16 protein-coding genes are annotated in these 13,931 nt (G+C 71.5%); 6 read left to right on the top strand and 10 right to left on the bottom strand.

Features of this window, described 5'->3' with window-relative positions:
• Positions 1–8: 8 nt before the first annotated feature.
• The 4 genes from ACIGJI_RS12265 to ACIGJI_RS12250 are packed head-to-tail and all read right to left on the bottom strand — an operon-like array spanning position 9 to position 4,814.
• Positions 9–1,058, bottom strand: coding sequence for an ABC transporter permease (locus ACIGJI_RS12265; RefSeq protein WP_363447115.1), 1,050 nt, complete (start codon positions 1,056–1,058; stop codon positions 9–11).
• Positions 1,055–2,191 (bottom strand): ABC transporter permease, encoded by a 1,137-nt coding sequence (locus ACIGJI_RS12260; RefSeq protein WP_363447117.1) that lies wholly within the window; start codon positions 2,189–2,191, stop codon positions 1,055–1,057. The genes ACIGJI_RS12265 and ACIGJI_RS12260 overlap by 4 nt, the downstream gene beginning before the upstream one ends.
• The gene (locus ACIGJI_RS12255; RefSeq protein ID WP_363447119.1) at positions 2,188–3,708 is read right to left on the bottom strand and encodes a sugar ABC transporter ATP-binding protein; all 1,521 of its coding nucleotides are present in this window, start codon (positions 3,706–3,708) and stop codon (positions 2,188–2,190) included. Before ACIGJI_RS12255 ends, ACIGJI_RS12260 begins: the two co-directional genes overlap by 4 nt.
• The gene (locus ACIGJI_RS12250) at positions 3,705–4,814 is read right to left on the bottom strand and encodes a Gfo/Idh/MocA family protein (protein WP_187662026.1); all 1,110 of its coding nucleotides are present in this window, start codon (positions 4,812–4,814) and stop codon (positions 3,705–3,707) included. Before ACIGJI_RS12250 ends, ACIGJI_RS12255 begins: the two co-directional genes overlap by 4 nt.
• Before the next feature lie 115 nt (positions 4,815–4,929).
• Here ACIGJI_RS12250 and ACIGJI_RS12245 point away from each other — a divergent pair, with 115 nt between their 5' ends.
• Positions 4,930–6,147 (top strand): ROK family protein, encoded by a 1,218-nt coding sequence (locus tag ACIGJI_RS12245; protein ID WP_363447121.1) that lies wholly within the window; start codon positions 4,930–4,932, stop codon positions 6,145–6,147.
• Here ACIGJI_RS12245 and ACIGJI_RS12240 read toward each other — a convergent pair.
• Both ACIGJI_RS12240 and ACIGJI_RS12235 read right to left on the bottom strand, forming a co-directional pair.
• Positions 6,099–7,235 carry a Gfo/Idh/MocA family protein gene (locus ACIGJI_RS12240; protein WP_187662027.1) on the bottom strand — a complete coding sequence of 379 codons (1,137 nt, stop codon included), beginning with the start codon at positions 7,233–7,235 and terminating at the stop codon, positions 6,099–6,101. The genes ACIGJI_RS12245 and ACIGJI_RS12240 overlap by 49 nt on opposite strands.
• Positions 7,235–8,041: a sugar phosphate isomerase/epimerase gene (locus ACIGJI_RS12235; protein ID WP_315637908.1), complete on the bottom strand. Its 807-nt coding sequence runs from the start codon at positions 8,039–8,041 to the stop codon at positions 7,235–7,237. Before ACIGJI_RS12235 ends, ACIGJI_RS12240 begins: the two co-directional genes overlap by 1 nt.
• A gap of 104 nt (positions 8,042–8,145) precedes the next feature.
• Between ACIGJI_RS12235 and ACIGJI_RS12230 the strand changes: the two genes are divergently transcribed.
• Genes ACIGJI_RS12230 through ACIGJI_RS12220 form a run of 3 tightly spaced genes read left to right on the top strand, consistent with a single transcriptional unit; the run spans position 8,146 to position 10,412 of the window.
• On the top strand, positions 8,146–8,787 hold the full coding sequence (locus ACIGJI_RS12230; RefSeq protein ID WP_259951456.1) for a TetR/AcrR family transcriptional regulator: 642 nt from the start codon (positions 8,146–8,148) through the stop codon (positions 8,785–8,787).
• Positions 8,788–8,796: 9 nt separating this feature from the next.
• Complete coding sequence (locus tag ACIGJI_RS12225; protein WP_363447124.1) at positions 8,797–9,429, top strand: DUF4166 domain-containing protein; 633 nt, start codon at positions 8,797–8,799, stop codon at positions 9,427–9,429.
• Positions 9,426–10,412 carry a DUF1731 domain-containing protein gene (locus ACIGJI_RS12220; RefSeq protein ID WP_363447127.1) on the top strand — a complete coding sequence of 329 codons (987 nt, stop codon included), beginning with the start codon at positions 9,426–9,428 and terminating at the stop codon, positions 10,410–10,412. The genes ACIGJI_RS12225 and ACIGJI_RS12220 overlap by 4 nt, the downstream gene beginning before the upstream one ends.
• A 22-nt stretch (positions 10,413–10,434) precedes the next feature.
• Here the strand turns inward: ACIGJI_RS12220 and ACIGJI_RS12215 are convergent, their stop codons facing one another.
• From ACIGJI_RS12215 to ACIGJI_RS12200, 4 genes are read right to left on the bottom strand one after another with little or no spacing between them, the layout of a single operon-like run.
• On the bottom strand, positions 10,435–11,379 hold the full coding sequence (locus ACIGJI_RS12215) for a DUF1214 domain-containing protein (RefSeq protein WP_363447129.1): 945 nt from the start codon (positions 11,377–11,379) through the stop codon (positions 10,435–10,437).
• Positions 11,380–11,412: 33 nt separating this feature from the next.
• Positions 11,413–11,799, bottom strand: a complete 387-nt coding sequence (locus ACIGJI_RS12210; RefSeq protein WP_363447131.1) for a PLDc N-terminal domain-containing protein — start codon at positions 11,797–11,799, stop codon at positions 11,413–11,415.
• A 39-nt stretch (positions 11,800–11,838) separates the two neighbouring features.
• Positions 11,839–12,768 carry an aldo/keto reductase family oxidoreductase gene (locus ACIGJI_RS12205; protein ID WP_187662036.1) on the bottom strand — a complete coding sequence of 310 codons (930 nt, stop codon included), beginning with the start codon at positions 12,766–12,768 and terminating at the stop codon, positions 11,839–11,841.
• Between the two features lie 53 nt (positions 12,769–12,821).
• Complete coding sequence (locus ACIGJI_RS12200; RefSeq protein ID WP_232089060.1) at positions 12,822–13,040, bottom strand: helix-turn-helix transcriptional regulator; 219 nt, start codon at positions 13,038–13,040, stop codon at positions 12,822–12,824.
• 94 nt (positions 13,041–13,134) lie between these two features.
• Between ACIGJI_RS12200 and ACIGJI_RS12195 the strand changes: the two genes are divergently transcribed.
• Both ACIGJI_RS12195 and ACIGJI_RS12190 read left to right on the top strand, forming a co-directional pair.
• Positions 13,135–13,506: a helix-turn-helix domain-containing protein gene (locus tag ACIGJI_RS12195; protein WP_232089061.1), complete on the top strand. Its 372-nt coding sequence runs from the start codon at positions 13,135–13,137 to the stop codon at positions 13,504–13,506.
• Positions 13,507–13,530: 24 nt separating this feature from the next.
• Positions 13,531–13,923, top strand: coding sequence for an ImmA/IrrE family metallo-endopeptidase (locus tag ACIGJI_RS12190; protein ID WP_363447137.1), 393 nt, complete (start codon positions 13,531–13,533; stop codon positions 13,921–13,923).
• Positions 13,924–13,931 lie beyond the last annotated feature (8 nt).

Genomic DNA, 13,931 nt, shown 5'->3' with positions numbered 1-13,931 from the left:
TCGCATTGCTAATCTCCTCTGGTTGTAGGGCTTGATGCGGTGCTGCGGTTCTCGGCGTTCTCGGTCCCCGCGGTATGGACGTCCGTCGGCTGGGGACCGCGCCGGCGGCGGGCTCGGAAGGCGACACCCGCATAGGCGACGGCCGCGATGATGATGACGCCCTGCACGGCGTCACGGAGGGTGGAGGGGACGCCCGCGATGTTCAGGAGCAGGAACAGCGCCTCCAGCGCGAACGCTCCGGCCACGGCGCCGACGATCCAGCCTCGACCTCCGCCGAGCACGACGCCGCCGAGCACCACCGCGGTGATCGCGGTGAACTCGTAGCCCCGGCCGACGGACGGGTGCACTCCCGCGTACCCGACCAGCAGGACGGCGGAGAGGGTGGCCGAGAGGGAGGACAGCACGAACGCGCGGGTGGTGACCCAGGCCCGGCGGGCACCGGCGTAGTCCACGGCGTGGGCGTTGTCGCCGATCGCGATGAGGGTCTTGCCTAGCGGGCGCTTGGTGATGACGATGCCGAGGGCGAGCCAGGCGGCGAGCAGCAGCACGGCCCAGGGCAGGAACTCCAGCACGGGGAGGTCGCGGATCCCTCCGCGGCCGATCTCGCGGAAGCTGTCGGCCGGGTTGCCCGTGGCCGCGCCGCCCGTCCACCACATCACGCCGCCGAGCAGGGCGAGCATCATGCCCAGCGTCACGATGAACGACGGCACCTTGAGCAGCGTCGTGAGGACGCCGTTGACGAGCCCGACGACGATACCGAACACCACCATGAGCAGCAGCACCGGGAGGGTGCGCGCGTCGTCCTGGCCGACGAGGTTGCCGGCGATGATGACCTGCGCCGTGATGAGCGACCCCTGGGAGAGATCGAACTCCCCGGCGATGATCACGAAGTACTGCCCGATCGCGACGATCGCGATGGGCGCGACGCGCTGCAGGTATCGCATGAACTGGCCGGGCTCGGCGAAGCTCGGGTTGAGCACGGCGACCGCGACGAGCAGGATCACGAGCAGCAGGAAGACCGCCCCGCGGGGGCTGACGAGCGTGCGCAGCGCGTTCATGAGCGTCCTCCTTCCCGCACGGAGGCGGTATCCCCTGCGCTGTCGACGGCGGCGACCTCGATGGTCGGATCGGCGAGTTCGGCGGCCGCCACCGCCATGTCCCCTTCGGCCGCCTTCGCTGCGTCGTCTCCCCCGGTGCGCGTGCCGCCGGCCCCGAAGCGCGGCCGGCGGCGCACGATGGCCCGCCGACTGTAGACGGCGACGGCGGCGACGATGACGATGCCGCGCACCACATCCTTGAGGAAGGGGTTCACCTGCAGCACGCTCATGACGTTGTCGACGACGGCGAGGATGGCGACGCCGCCGATGGTGCCCCAGATCGAGCCGCGCCCGCCGAGGAGCAGCGTGCCTCCCAGCACGACCGCGGCGATGGAGAGCAGCGCGTAGCCGCCCTGCTGACCGACCGTCGGGCTGCCCACGCCGAGACGGCTGGCGAGCAGGAGTCCGGCGAGCCCCGCGAACACGGAGCACAGCACGTGCGCCCAGATCAGCGGCAGGCGGGTGCGCACGCCGCTGAGCCGCGCGATCTCGGGGTCCCCGCCGACGGCGTAGAGATGGGTGCCGGTGCGGGTGCGGTTCAGCAGCACCCAGACCAGCACGGCGAGCGCGATCATGATGAGCGTGGACACCGGGATCGGTCCGACCCCGGTCGCGCCGATGAGCTGGAACGCCCACGGGACCTCGCCGGCCGAGCCTTCGAAGTTCGTGTTGAGGATGCCCTGGAGGATCAGCCCGACGCCGAGCGTCGCGATGAAGCCGTTGACCTTGAGCACCGTCACGATGAGCCCGTTCACGAGCCCGATCCCCGCGCACACGAGGAGCGTCACGATCACCGCGAGCGGGATGTTGCCGGCGTTCCCGGCCATCATCGTCGCCGCGAGCAGGCTCGACAGGCTGATGACGTAGGTGACCGACAGGTCGAGCGAGGCGCCGAGCACCACGAGCGTCTGCCCGATGGCCACGAGGCCGAGCACGCTCATCCCGGTCAGGATGTCGCGGATGTTCCCCGGGCTGAGGAAGTTGCGACCGACCGTGGCGACGAGGATCGCGCCGACGACGAGGGCCAGCAGCAAGATGCCGAGCACGATGACGGTCGAGTCGATGCGGAGACGGGCTCCGGGGCGGCGGCTCATCGCGCACCTCCCTTCGCCGTCGGACCGCTGTCGGCGCCGGTGGCCGCCGCGAGGATCTCGTGCTCGGCCGCACCGGCCGGCAGCTCGGCAACGAGCTCGCCGTCGTGCATGACGAGGATGCGGTCGCTCATGCCGATGACCTCCGGCAGCTCGCTCGAGACCATGAGCACGGCCTTCCCCTGCGCCGCCAGCTCGCGCATGAGTTGGTAGACGGCGTACTTGGCCCCCACGTCGATGCCCCGTGTCGGCTCGTCGAAGAGCACGATCTGCGGCTGGGTGAGCAGCCACTTGGCCAGCACCACCTTCTGCTGGTTGCCGCCGGACAGGAAGCGCACCTCCTGGTCGAGACCGCGCGAGGACACCTCCAGCGTGCGGAGCACTCCCGGCACCTCCCGGCGCAACGCCGCGGTGCGTCCGGCGAACACGTTCCGCACCACGAGCAGGGCGTTGTCGACGATCGACTGCCCCAGCGCGAGCCCCTGGGCCTTGCGGTCCTCCGAGACCAGGGCGAGTCCGGCGCGCACGGCCGCACGCGGCCCGGTGATCCGCACCGGCTTCCCGTCGATCCGCACGGCGCCGCGGGTGAAGGCCTGGATGCCGAACACCCCCTCCACGAGCTCCGTGCGTCCGGAGCCCTGGAGCCCGGCCACCCCGACGATCTCCCCGGCGCGGAGCGTCAGCGACACCCCGTCCACGTAGGCGTTCCCGCAGCGGTCGAGTTCGAGCCGGGGCGCGCCGACCGCGGTGCCGGCGACCGGGTCGGGGAAGTAGGACTGGATCGACCGGCCCACCATCCGGCGCACGAGCTCGTCGGTGGTCAGGGCCGCGGTCTCGTCCGTGGAGACGAGGGCGCCGTCCTTGAGGATCGTGATCCGGTCGCAGAGGTCGAAGATCTCCTTCAGCCGATGGGAGACGTAGATGACGGCGACACCACGCGAAGTCAACCGTCGGATGATCGCGTACAGCAGCTCCACCTCGCGGTCGCTGAGCGCCGCGGTCGGTTCGTCCATCGAGATCACCTGCGCATCGAACGACAGCGCCTTCACGATCTCGACGATCTGCTGCTCGGCCACCGTCAGCGAGCCCACCCGGGCCTGCGGGTCGATGAAGGAGACTCCGAGGTCGCTGAGCAGCTCCGCGGTGCGCTCGTTCATCGCCCGCACGTCGATGAGTCCCGCGCGCCGTGGCTCCCGGCCGAGGTAGACGTTCTGCGCGACCGTGCGCTCCGGGAGCAGGGTGAACTCCTGGAACACCGTGACGATGCCGGCGTCCATCGCCTGCCGGGGGTGCGCGTGGTGCACCTCCGCGCCGCGGTAGGCGATCGTCCCCTCGTCGGCCGGCTGCACGCCCGCGATGATCTTCATGAGCGTGGACTTGCCTGCACCGTTCTCGCCGACGAGGCCGTGCACCTCCCCCGGCCGCACGTCGAAGTCGATGCCCTTCAGCACCTCCACGCCGAAGAACGCCTTGCGGATCCCGGCCACCTGCAGCACCGGCTGTGTCGTCGTCGCGGTCATGCCGGCACCTCCGTCCAGCGGCCCTCGTGGGCGGCGGAATCGAGCACGGCCTCGGTCAGCACCGCCGCACGGTGGCCGTCGGCGAACGTCGGCAGACCGTCGGGCACGTCGCCCGCGATCGCGGCGTAGACGTCCGCGACGAAGCCGTTGAAGGCATCCTGGTATCCCATGGCGTGCCCGGCGGGGACGCGCTGCAGCCGGGCGGACTCCGGGTCGGCCGTGGCGGGGTCGCGCAGCAGCAGCCGCGACTCCTCCCGCATGCCGACCCAGAGCTCCTCCGGCCGTTCCTGCTCGAACCGCAGACTCTGCCGCGTCCCGTGCAGCTCCAGGGTGAGGGCGTTCTTGCGGCCCGCCGCCATCTGCGAGATGAGCAGCGTGCCGAGTGCCCCCGCCGAGGTCTCGACGAGCACGGCGACGATGTCCTCCGTGTCGACGGCTTGCCCCGCCCGCTCGGCGAACACCCGGCGGGTGCGGGCGCTGAGGGTCCGGATCCGATCGCCCGTGACGAACTCGAGGAGGTCGCACAGATGCGAGCCGATGTCGGCGAAGGCGCGGGAGGCGCCGCCGGACGAGGAGCGCACCCGCCAGTCGTCGTCTGTGGGCCGCAGCATCCAGTCCTGCAGGTACGAGCAGTCCAACGTGAGCAGCTCGCCGGCCTCGCCGCGGGCGATGCGCGCCCTGGCCTCGCGCACCATGGGGTGGTAGCGGTACACGAAGGGGACGGCGGCGACGAGTCCGGTCTCGGCGGCGACCTCGGCGAGGGTGGCGGCGTCGGCGGCGCTCGTGGCGAGCGGCTTCTCGCACACGACGTGCTTGCCCGCTCGCAGCGCACGCAGGGCGAGGTCGGCGTGCGTGGCGTTGGGGGTGCAGATGTGGACGACGTCGATGTCGTCGGCGTCGAGCAGGGCCTCCGCGTCCTGCTCGGCGCGGGCGGCGCCGAGCAGGTGCGCGGCATCCCTGGCGCCTTGGGCGGACCGGGTGGCGACGGCGCGCAGTGCCCCGCCTGCGTCTCGGGCGGCCGTGCGGTGCACGCGGGCCATGAAGCCTCCGCCGAGGATCCCGGTCCGGATCGTCCCAAGACCGGTGTCAGTGACATCCGTTGTCATGCCGGTGAGTCTGACACAGCGATGAGGACTTTTGCTAGGCTTTCGTCAAAAGTTGTGTGTAACGAATTCGAAGTCGCACCACGGAGCGGAGGAAGTGCTGTGCTTTACTGACGCCATGGTTGACGTGCTGAGACCGCTTGCGACGCCCTCCCCCGGGACCGGCGAGATCTTCCAGATCCTCCGCGACGGGCACGCCCGCACCAAGGCGGAGCTCGCCGCCCTCACCGGACTGGCCCGCTCCACCGTCGCCTCCCGGGTCGATGCTCTGCTGGCCGCCGACCTCCTGCGCCCCGCCGGTGAAGCGGTGTCGACCGGAGGTCGTCCTCCCGCCCGCGTGGCGTTCAACCCACGCGCCGGGCTCGTCCTGGCCGTCGACCTCGGAGCCACCCACGCGACCGTCGCCGTGGCCGACCTCGCCGGCGTGATCCTGGACGCACGCACGCGCGCGATCGACATCGGCGAGGGGCCGGAGGCCCTCCTCGACGCGATCCTCGCGGAGGGCAGCGCCCTGCTCGCCGCGACCGCCGGCGGCCTCCCCCTCGTGGGCGTGGGCATCGGAGTGCCCGGCCCCGTCGAGCACTCCACGGGGCGCCCGACGAACCCGCCGATCATGCCGGGCTGGGACCGCTTCGACGTCCCCGGCTACGTGCAGCGCACGTTCGACGTGCCGGTCCTCGTCGACAACGACGTGAACATCCTCGCCCTCGGCGAGCAGGCCACGAGCTGGCCGCGGGTGGACGACCTCGTGTTCGTGAAGGTGTCGACGGGCATCGGCGCCGGGATCATCGCCGGCGGGCAGCTCCAGCGCGGTGCCCAGGGGTCGGCGGGCGACATGGGCCACGTCCAGGTGCCGATGAGCGCGGGCTCGGCACGGCAGCCGGGCGACGAACGGGATCTCGAAGCTCTCGCGAGCGGGTCGGCCCTCGCCGTCGCGCTGCGCGCCGAGGGGCATGACGTGCACACTGCCTCCGACGTCGTCGGCCTCGTCCGCGCCGGCAATGCGGCAGCCATCGAGGCCACCCGTCAGGCCGGCCGCGACGTCGGCGAGGTGCTCGCGACGGTCGTGAACCTGCTGAACCCGTCGATTATCGTGCTCGGCGGCAGCATCGCCCGCGCCGGCGAGCATCTGCTCGCCGGGGTCCGCGAGGTCGTCTACCGCCGCTCGATCCCGCTCGCCACCCAGCACCTTGCGATCGTGCAGTCGCAGGCAGGTGACCGCGCGGCGGTGCTGGGGGCGGCGATCATGGTCGCCCGCGAGGTGCTCTCCCCCGCGAACGTCGACCGCTACGTCGCCGCGAAGGGATCGAAGTCGGCGGGCAGCGCGCCCACCTGATCCAGCGTGCTCGCGACCTCCACGAAGGTGCGCCGCGCCGCAGCCTCCTCGATCGAGAGCAGGGTGTCGAGCACGTGGTACCCGAACTCGCCGGTGGCGACGTGCGGTCGGCCCTCGGCGATCGCGCGCGCCATGTCGAGCAGCCCGAGCCCGCGCCCCGCGAGCACGCCTTCCGGCACGACGTCGATGACCTCCTGCACCACCGGCTCCGGCGGCACGAAGTGTCGGGACAGCGGCCGGGTGATCGTGATCGGCCCGCCGAACGTGTTCGGGTCGGGGATGACCAGGGTGCCCTCGGTCCCCGTGATCTCCACGATTCCCTGCCGCACCAGCGGTGAGTCCGTGCTGTAGAGGCTCTGCGCCTGTCCGCCACCCTCGAAGTCCATCAGGACGCTGAGCGTGGACGGGATCTCGACCGGGAACTCCTCCCCGGCGCGATCGCCGACCTGCACCCGGCGGGTCGGCGATCCCTGCAGCCCGAGGGCGGCGACCGCGGCGACCGGCCCGAAGACGTGCACGAGGGTCGAGACGTAGTACGGCCCCATGTCGAGGAGCGGCCCCGCCCCCTTCGCGTAGAGGAACGCGGGGTTCGGGTGGAAGATCTCCGGCCCCTGCCACTGGAAGGTCGTCTGGCCGAACAGCGGGCGGCCGATGTCGCCGCGGGCGATGGCACGCTTCGCGGTCTGCACGCCGGGACCGAGGACGGTGTCCGGCGCGACGCCGACGCGGAGTCCGGCCGCCGCGGCCGCCTCCAGCAGGCCTCGCGCCTCCTCGCGGTCCACGCCGAGCGGCTTCTCCGTCCACACGTGCTTCCCCGCGGCGACGATCGCCTCCGAGACGGCGACGTGCGCGGCGGGGATCGTGAGGTTCACGACGATGTCGATGTCGGGATCATCGAGCACCACCTCGACGCCCCCGGCTCGCGGCACCCCGTACGCCGCGGCCTGCGCGCGTGCACGCTCCTCGACGAGGTCGCCGATCGCCCGCACCTCCACGTCCGGGAAGCGCGTGAGGTTCTGCAGATACTGGTCGCTGATGTTGCCCGCGCCGATGAGGCCGACGCCGACGACGTCGCCGCCGCGCACCATCAGCGCGCCGCCTCGGCGTCGAGGAAGACCCGGCTGCGCTCGATGGCGTCGAACAGATCGCCGTCGTAGTGGTCGAACTCGACGATGGCGAGTTCGAGCGCCGGCGCGGCGGCGATGGCCTCCCGGAGCGGCACCGCCCCGTCGCCCGCGGGCACCTGATCCGCGGGCGGGTAGGCGTCCAGCAGCGCGGGGTCGAGGGTGCCGTCCTTCGCGTGCACGGCGATCACGCGCTCGCCGAGACGCTCCACGAGGGTCACCGGGTCGACACCGCCGCGGGCCACCCAGTACAGGTCGACCTCCAGCACGACGCGCTCATCGAGGTGCTCCGCGAGGACCTCCAGCCCGGTCACCCCGTCGAACACCGCCTCCAGCTCATGCGCGTGGTTGTGGTAGCCGACCCGGACGCCGGCCTCGGCGCCGATCTCCGCCGCCTCGTTGAGCAGCCGGGCGGTCTCGACGATCTGATCGACCTGTTCCCAGCGCGCAGGCTCGGTGTACGGATCGATCACCGTGTCCATGCCGAGCGCCTTCGCGGCCGCGAAGACCTCCGCGGGTGAAGGCACGGGGGCCGTCGTGCCGGAACCGTCCGGGCGCACGAAGGTCGGCGTGGCGAGGAAGGCATGCCCGGAGGGGGCCGTCAGTCCAGCGGCCGACACCGCGGCCGCCATCGCCTCCGCCCGGCGGACGAAGTCGTAGGGCTCGACCGCGCTGAATCCGCGCGCCGCGACGGCGGCGAGCGTGCCCTCGAGGTCGGCCTCCAACTGCTCGCGGATCGTGAACAGCTGGAGAGAGGTCTGGATCGTCATCGGTCGTGCTCCTCGGTCGTCGGTGACAGGCGGGCATCGCGCCCCGGAGGCACGCTAGCACCGAATACCTCCACATGGAAGTTTTCTGTCGCTAGACTCGGGCCATGCCCCCCGCACCCTCCGAGGACTCCGAACGCCCGCGCCCGCGCGGCGCCTACGCCAAGGGCGTCGCGCGGCGCCAGGAGATCCTGGACCGCGCGATCGAGGTGTTCGCGGCCCGGGGCGCCGACCGCACGAGCCTGCGGGCGATCGCGAAGGCGGTGGGGGTGACGCATGCCGCCCTCACCCACTACTTCGGGTCGCTGGAGGAGCTGCTCGTCGCGGTCTACGTCGAGAGCAACGCGCCGGAACGGAAGACCGACCCGGAACCCGCGAACCCCGTCGAGGGCATGATCCGGTCGGCCAGGGCCAACCGCGAGGTGCCCGGTCTGGTGCAGCTCTACTCCACGCTCGTCGCCAGCGCTCTCGAGGAGGGCCACCCCGCCGCCCGCAGGTTCGCGACCGAGCGCTTCGCCCGCCTGCGGGCCGACATCGCCGAGACGGTCCGGGAGCAGCAGAAGGACGGAAGCATCCGTACGGACGTCGATCCGCTCGCGGTCGCCGCCCTCGTCGTCGCCGCTTCGGACGGCCTGCAGACGCAGTGGCTCCTGGACGACACCGCTCCGCAGCATGAGGCCCTCGCCCTCCTCGACCGCTTGCTCCGCCCGACCGACGACGCGGGCCGGGAGGGGTCCTCCGCGGGCTAGGCTCGAAGCGTGACGCCCGTGCCGCAGTCCCCGTACGCGAGGGCTCTCGGCGCGCGTCTCACCGAGCTGCACCCCCGGCTGCGGGCCTACTTCCAGGCGGTCCCCGACGGGATGGTCGGCGTCGGCGAAGGGACGTTCCAGCGCGTCGGCACGCCCCGCCGGGCCCTCTGGCCCCTGCTCCGCCGCCTCGAACGGCGCGGGGTGATCGCCGCCCGCTGGGAGCGCGACGTGCCGTTCCGCATCGAGAACCGCACCATCGCCTCCCGGGCGATCGCCGAGCGCACCTTCCGATTCGCGAGCGGGCCGTGGGTGATGCGCGATGCCGTGGCCCCGACCAGGCACGGCCGCATCGTCGACGAGCTCGGCGAGCCCGGCCTGGTCGTGGCCTGCTTCGACGTGGAGCCCCGTGCCGGCGCCCTGCACCTGACGAGTCGCGCGGTGGGCATCCGCGTCGGGCGCTTCCGGCTCCGCATCCCGCGGGTCGTGGCCCCTGTCGTTCGGCTCGTCGAGCGCTGGGACGAGGAGGCCGAGCGGCAGCGCGTGCGGCTGACCGTGGATGCGCCGCTCCTCGGGCGCCTCTACGAATACCGCGGCGACTTCAGCTACATCCTGGAACCGGATCGGAAGGACGACGACGCATGAGCACGGACCGGGTGGTCATCGGCGGAGCGACGGGCTTCATGGGACGGTATCTCGCTGCACGCCTGCGGGATGCCGGGCGCGAGGTCGTCACGATCTCCCGCTCCGGCAGCGACCTGTCCTGGGGCGACCAGGGCGGCATCGATGCCGCCGTCGATGGGTCGTCCCTCGTGATCGGCCTCGCGGGCAAGAGCGTGAACTGCCGGTACACGCCGCGCAACCGGGCCGAGATCTTCCGCTCCCGACTGGACACGACCGCAGCCCTGAGCCGCGCGATCTCCCGCGCCGCCACTCCGCCGCCGCTGTGGGTCAACTCCTCCACGGCCACCATCTACCGACATGCCGAAGATCGGCCGATGACGGAGTCATCCGGCGAGATCGGCACCGGCTTCTCGGTCGAGGTCGCCAAGGCGTGGGAGCGCGCGCTCTTCGCCGACGCCCTGCCCGGCACCCGTCGCGTGGCTCTCCGCAGCGCCATCGTCCTCGGCGACGGCGGCGTGCTGGAACCGCTCCGCACGCTCGCCCGACTGGGCCTCGGCGGCCCGCAGTACGACGGGTTCTGGCCGGTCGGCCCCGCGCGCCGGGCCGCCGGGACCGCACACCTCCCCGGCGCCCGTCGCGGTCGGCAGCGCTTCAGCTGGATCCACATCGAGGATGTGGCGCGCATCATCGAGTTCCTCGAGGAGACCCCGGCGCTGGAGGGCCCGGTCAACGCCGCTTCGCCGCAACCCGTCGACAACGCCGCCTTCATGGCCACCGTGCGCCGGGTGCTGGGGGCGAAGGTCGGCCCGCCGATGCCGCGCTGGATGCTCGAGCTCGGCGCGATCGGCATCCGCACCGAGACCGAGCTCGTGTTGAAGAGCCGCTGGGTCCTGCCCGAGAAGCTCACCGCCGCCGGCTTCACATTCCGCTACCCCGAGCTGGAAGAGGCCGTCCGCGCCTCGTTCGCCGTCGCCGACGTGAGCTCCGGACCGCGCGCGGCCTGATCCCGACCGCGTGAAGAGGCCGTCAAGCCGATTCCTGGAGCGTCGGGAACGTCCAGCTGCCGTCGAGCACCTCGGGACGGGGGCGATAGAGCCGGACCAGGTAGTTCCAGCCCTCCGTGATCGGCAGGACGTTCGGCAGGCCTTCCGGGTGGTCGCCGAAGCGGACGGTGAGCGTGCCGTCGTCGTTGCGGACGCCGGTGATGTCGTTGATCGTGTAGGCGTCGCGATCGTTCGGCTCGAAGAAGCCGTCCGCGTTGTACACCGAGATCGACCAGAAGCCGTCGACGGGGACCTCGCCGACCGTGAGCTCGTACCGGCCCACCGGCAGACGCGGGTCGACGCCGATGTAGCTCGCCTCGGACGAAGGAAGCCCTCCCCAGCCCGCCGCCGTGCCGATGAGGTGCCGCACCGGGTCGACCTCGTCCGCGCTGCCGAACATGCGGTCGAAGCCCCGGAGGTTCCGGGCCAACGCGAGCAGCGCCCGGCGGGTCTCGTCGAGGCTGGCGGAGTCGTAGTCCGGCATCGTGAAGGGCGTGGCCGCCCCGCTGCGCAGGGCGATGCGGTCCTGGAGAGCGGTCACCGCCGCCACATCGGTCGGGTCGGTGGGGTCGACGAGGATGCGCACGGCGAGCACGACATACGGCGTCCCGAACTGCGCCGTCGTGAGGGTGTGCTCGCCCGCCTCGTGGAAGATCGCATCCACGTAGTGATGCTCGTTGACGACCATCGCCGAGAGGTAGCGGTCGCCGTGCTCCGGGATCGTGAAGGCGGCTCCCTCGCTGATGTCCAGGACGGCGAAGCTGTAGAGCGTGTCCCGATTCAGCCGGATCACGGTCTGCCGGTCGATCGCGGCCGGAGCCCTGTTGTGCAGGAACCGATCCACACCCCCGGCCTCCTTCTGGAGGTCGCGCATCATGCGGTGGGTCTCGGCGAGGGCGAAGTTGTCGACGTTCACGAGGATGCTCATGACGGCATCCTGACAGCCCGGAGCGGTCGATCGCTAGGACTGCGGGAGGGCGTCGTCTCCGCGTTCGCGACGGCGCTTCTCGATCTCCTCGCGCAGCCGCCACTCCTCGATCTCGCGGTCGAGGTCCGCGATCTGCTGCTCGGTCGAACGGGTGTCCACCGACGGCGCAGGCCGTGCGACGGTGGCCGTCGGGGCCGCAGGGCGCTCGGCTCGCCGCATCCGCGGGAGGGGGACGCCGGCCTCCCCGTACTCCCGGCCGATCGCGAACCACAGCGCGCTGCCGATCAACGGCAGGAGGATCACGATGATGATCCAGACCATCTTCGGCAGGTACTTCACCTGCGAGTCGTCGCGCGTGATGATGTCGATCAGTGCACCGATCATCAGCGCGATGACCAGGAGCGAGAACAGGAACGGCATGGGATCAGGGTAGACGACGCGCGGGCCGGAGCGGAGGGATCACGGCAGCAGGTGTCCCGCGGCGCGGAAGAGCTCGTACCACTCGGCCCGGGTGAGCACGACATCCGCCCCGGCCGCGGCCTCCTGGACGCGGTGCGGTGTCGTCGTCCCGAGGACCACCTGCATCCCGGCGGGGTGACGGGTGATCCAAGCGGTGGCGATCGCCGTCGGCGTCACTCCGTGGACCCCCGCCAGGCGCTCGATCACGGCGTTGAGCTCGGGGTAGTCGGGGTGCCCGAGGAAGACCCCGCCGCCGAAGCCGCTCTGGTACGGCGACCACGCCTGCACGGTGATGCCGTGGATCCGGCAGTAGTCGACGATGCCGCCGCCGTCCCGTCCGATGCTCTGGTCGTGGCCCGCCATGTTCGCGGCCACGGGTTGCGCGATGATCGGCGCGTGCGTGAGGGACAGCTGCAGTTGGTTCGCGACCAGGGGCTGCCCCACCGCGGTCTTCAGCAGCTCGATCTGCGAGGGCGTGTGGTTGGACACCCCGAACGCCCGCACCTTGCCCGAGGACTCGAGATGATCGAAGGCGCGCGCCACCTCGTCCGGCTCGACCAGGGCGTCCGGCCGGTGCAGCAGGAGCACGTCGATGCGGTCCGTGCGGAGGGCCGCGAGCGAGCCCTCGACCTGCGCGATGATGTGGTCGTAGGAGAAGTCGAACATGCCCTGCGCCGGCACGATGCCGCACTTGGTCTGCAGCACGACCTCGTCCCGCTCCGTGGCGCTGAGCTGGAGGGCATCGGCGAATCGCGCTTCGCAGCGGTGCATCTGCCCGCCGTAGATGTCCGCGTGGTCGAAGAAGTCGATGCCCGCGTCGCGGGCGGTCGCGTACAGGTCGCGGATCTGCTCGTCGTCGAGGCTGTCGATGCGCATCATCCCGGCGATCAGGGCCGGAGCGGTCGTCGATCCGAAGGAAACGGTCTTCATGCGCCCACGCTACTTCATCGCATCGCCCGGTCCGAGGCGCGAGCGGGCATCGTCTACGGCGCGCAGGGAAGCAGCCGCGTGACGGGGACGCCGAGGACCGTCGCGATCCCTGCCAGATCCTCCATCGTGAAGTCCGCGCGCTCTTCGAGAAGGTCGGTCAGCGCGGCCGGCGCGATTCCGGCCCGCTCCGAGAGCTCGATGAACGACACTCCGGCGTGCAGGCGCGCAGCCTCCACCGCCGATGCCACCAGATGACGCAGTTCTGTCCCCATGCGCCTACGGTACCGCCACGCACGGACACTCGTCGGGTCACGAGGGACCAATATGACGGCATGCTGCTCTCGGCCCGCTGCTAAGGTGAGCCGGATGAAGACACCAGCCGAGGAGTTCAACGAGGCGGTCGGCCGTCAGATGCGGGCGGAGATCGCGGCGGCACGAAGCAGCATCGCCGCCATGGCACGCGACGTGGGCATCGCCCGGAGCGCGCTGGACAACTACGTGACCGGCAAGCGCGCGATCCCGGTGCCCGTCGTCTACGCGGTGTGCGCCACGCTGGGAGTCGAGCCGCACATCCTCGTCGCCCGGGCCGAGGAGCGTCTGGCCGCCGACGGCACGTCGGCGATCGTCACTCCCCTCCGGCGCCGCACCGATGTCGCCACCCCACGCGATAATGCCCGCGAGGTCGCCTTCGAATCCGGATCCACCGGCGAGACGGACACCGACGACCTCTACGAGTAGACGACACCGATCGGACGGAGGCCCATGCAGCAGCTCCTCCGTCTGGCCGACGACCTCGGGCTTCGCGTGGTCGAGCGACCCGGGCCCACACCCGGCGGCTTCCAACCCGCTACCCGGACGATCCGGCTCGCTCCGGGGATGAGCAGGCGCACCGCCCGCAGCGTGCTCGCCCACGAACTCGGTCACGCCCACCTCGGCCACCTGCCCACACGGCACCCCGCCTTTCGCGCTCGGCAGGAGCGGCAGGCCGATGAGTGGGCCGCGCGACGGCTGATCACGCCGGCGGCCTACGCGGCGGCGGAGCAGCTGCGCGGCACACATCTGGCCAGCCTCGCCTTCGAGCTGGACGTGACGATCGAGATCGTCCTCGCGTTCCAGCGCGTGCTGAGCCGGGAGCACCTGGCCGTCCCCGCCTGAGGGCCGGG

It is taken from the genome of Microbacterium sp. NPDC064978 (assembly GCF_044543605.1).
Classification (GTDB): Bacteria; Actinomycetota; Actinomycetes; order Actinomycetales; family Microbacteriaceae; genus Microbacterium; species Microbacterium meiriae.
Note: the sequence above shows the minus strand (reverse complement) of the source record. Positions and strands in the feature narration are given on the sequence as shown.

Coding starts and splice junctions, on each gene's coding strand:
- ACIGJI_RS12265 (WP_363447115.1), bottom strand. CDS start 1,058: ATGAACGCGCTGCGCACGCTCGTCAGCCCCCGCGGGGCGGTCTTCCTG.
- ACIGJI_RS12260 (WP_363447117.1), bottom strand. CDS start 2,191: ATGAGCCGCCGCCCCGGAGCCCGTCTCCGCATCGACTCGACCGTCATC.
- ACIGJI_RS12255 (WP_363447119.1), bottom strand. CDS start 3,708: ATGACCGCGACGACGACACAGCCGGTGCTGCAGGTGGCCGGGATCCGC.
- ACIGJI_RS12250 (WP_187662026.1), bottom strand. CDS start 4,814: ATGACAACGGATGTCACTGACACCGGTCTTGGGACGATCCGGACCGGG.
- ACIGJI_RS12245 (WP_363447121.1), top strand. CDS start 4,930: ATGGTTGACGTGCTGAGACCGCTTGCGACGCCCTCCCCCGGGACCGGC.
- ACIGJI_RS12240 (WP_187662027.1), bottom strand. CDS start 7,235: ATGGTGCGCGGCGGCGACGTCGTCGGCGTCGGCCTCATCGGCGCGGGC.
- ACIGJI_RS12235 (WP_315637908.1), bottom strand. CDS start 8,041: ATGACGATCCAGACCTCTCTCCAGCTGTTCACGATCCGCGAGCAGTTG.
- ACIGJI_RS12230 (WP_259951456.1), top strand. CDS start 8,146: ATGCCCCCCGCACCCTCCGAGGACTCCGAACGCCCGCGCCCGCGCGGC.
- ACIGJI_RS12220 (WP_363447127.1), top strand. CDS start 9,426: ATGAGCACGGACCGGGTGGTCATCGGCGGAGCGACGGGCTTCATGGGA.
- ACIGJI_RS12215 (WP_363447129.1), bottom strand. CDS start 11,379: ATGAGCATCCTCGTGAACGTCGACAACTTCGCCCTCGCCGAGACCCAC.
- ACIGJI_RS12210 (WP_363447131.1), bottom strand. CDS start 11,799: ATGCCGTTCCTGTTCTCGCTCCTGGTCATCGCGCTGATGATCGGTGCA.
- ACIGJI_RS12205 (WP_187662036.1), bottom strand. CDS start 12,768: ATGAAGACCGTTTCCTTCGGATCGACGACCGCTCCGGCCCTGATCGCC.
- ACIGJI_RS12200 (WP_232089060.1), bottom strand. CDS start 13,040: ATGGGGACAGAACTGCGTCATCTGGTGGCATCGGCGGTGGAGGCTGCG.
- ACIGJI_RS12195 (WP_232089061.1), top strand. CDS start 13,135: ATGAAGACACCAGCCGAGGAGTTCAACGAGGCGGTCGGCCGTCAGATG.
- ACIGJI_RS12190 (WP_363447137.1), top strand. CDS start 13,531: ATGCAGCAGCTCCTCCGTCTGGCCGACGACCTCGGGCTTCGCGTGGTC.